At 62.7% G+C, this 1,547-nt stretch carries 2 protein-coding genes; one reads left to right on the top strand and one right to left on the bottom strand.

All coding sequences use genetic code 11. The features are described from left to right. Positions 1-221: 221 nt before the first annotated feature. Entirely contained in the window at positions 222-758 is a 537-nt protein-coding gene (locus tag GGR62_RS20875; protein ID WP_184409722.1) for a hypothetical protein, read from the bottom strand. A gap of 165 nt (positions 759-923) precedes the next feature. On the opposite strand from GGR62_RS20875, the gene GGR62_RS20870 reads away from it, so the two are divergent. Beyond that, positions 924-1,190, top strand: coding sequence for a DUF3297 family protein (locus GGR62_RS20870; protein ID WP_184409721.1), 267 nt, complete (start codon positions 924-926; stop codon positions 1,188-1,190). The last annotated feature ends 357 nt before the right edge of the window (positions 1,191-1,547 follow it).

Here is a 1,547-nt window from a genome sequence, read left to right as displayed (position 1 = left end):
GCCGCGTAAGGTCCCGCGACGCTGGGCGGGCAAGGACCAGTCGAGATGGTCGGCATGCATGGGTTTAAACACAGCAACCAGCGGAGTCTCTGGTGAGGGCACCGCGCATTCGACCCACTCAGTGTTTGACCTGGATTTCTGACTGCATCCACCAAGATACGACAGACAAAATCATTGCACTCACTGACAGGCGCTCGCTCGCCAGGTTTTTTTAGCTGCTCTTAGAACGGATCGCTGCCCGGGCGCAGATCCGCGCCCAGGATCGCTGCCAGCCGCTGCATGTCCTCATCGTTGCGGCTCAGCGCCATCCAGCCGGCACGGTCATCGCTGCCGGTATCCCAGCACCACAGGGTGTAGCCGTATTCGCGCAGGCGGTCGTAGGCCACCGTCAGCAGCGCGGCGGTATCGTTGGCGGCTAGGAAATCGTCATCGTCGATGTCACCGCCCCAGTCGATCCGCAAGTTCCAACGCGCGGACAATTCGTCGATCGCACTGATCAGCGTTTCGCTGTCGCTGCCATCCACATAGAATCCCGAGCTCCAGTCGATCGCATCCTTCAGCGCCCATAACCACGCATCGCCGTCGGTCTCGCCGGCGCTCTCGCGATAGGCATCGAACTGGCGCAGCGCGGTTTCTTCGTCGCCCGGATTGATCAGCAGCAACAGGTTCCAGACCAGCCCCTGCTGGGTGTCCGGATCGTCGTCGTTGTCGGCGCTCAGGTCATCGGGCTCATCGTAGTCGGCGCTGTTGTCGGGCATCACGGTCTCACGTCCAGGATTGCAAGGCGGAAGTGTGAGGCCTGATGGCGCGCAAGCAAACCGCTTGACGCACGCAACTGCGTCGCCGGGGGCTGGTCTTCACGGCGCAGGCCCGTATCCTGTGCGGCCGAAGACGGCCATCCCGGCCGCCATGACGCCTTTCCCATGAGCGATACCCCTCCCGATCATCTGGCCATCGATGCACGCAGCCCGTTCCACGATGCCGATGCACTCAACCGCGGCATCGGCGTGCGCTTCAACGGTGTCGAACGCGACAACGTGGAGGAGTACTCGGTCAGCGAAGGCTGGATCAAGGTGCAGGTCGGCAAGGCCCGCGACCGTCGCGGCAACCCGATGACGATGAAGATCAAGGGTGAGGTGGTGGCCTACTTCCTGGACACCAAGACCGACGCGAAGCCTGCTGCCGAGTAAGCGCGGCTGACAAACCTACTTCACGTCGTTCTATTGCAGAGCTGCTGAGCTGCGACTTGGCTGCAGGTCCTTTACCCGCCCACCCTCGCGGGACACGCTGCAAGTACGTTCGTGTAGCAGCGATGACTGCCGCATTAGCAGCTGCTCTGCGACTTGGCTGCAGGGCCCTTGCCCGCCCACCATCGCAGGACACGCCGCAAGTACGTTCGTGTAGCAGCGATGACGCCGCATTAGCAGCTGCTCTGCGACTTGGCTGCAGGGCCCTTGCCCGCCCACCATCGCGGGACACGCCGCAAGTACGTCCTTGTAGCAACTGTGTTGTTGGAGGGGCTTTGGCCACTCCGTCAGCCGGGCACG

Origin of the sequence: Xanthomonas sp. 3075 (assembly GCF_014197275.1) — a bacterium.
Lineage (GTDB): Bacteria > Pseudomonadota > Gammaproteobacteria > Xanthomonadales > Xanthomonadaceae > Xanthomonas > Xanthomonas campestris_B.
Note: the sequence above shows the minus strand (reverse complement) of the source record. Positions and strands in the feature narration are given on the sequence as shown.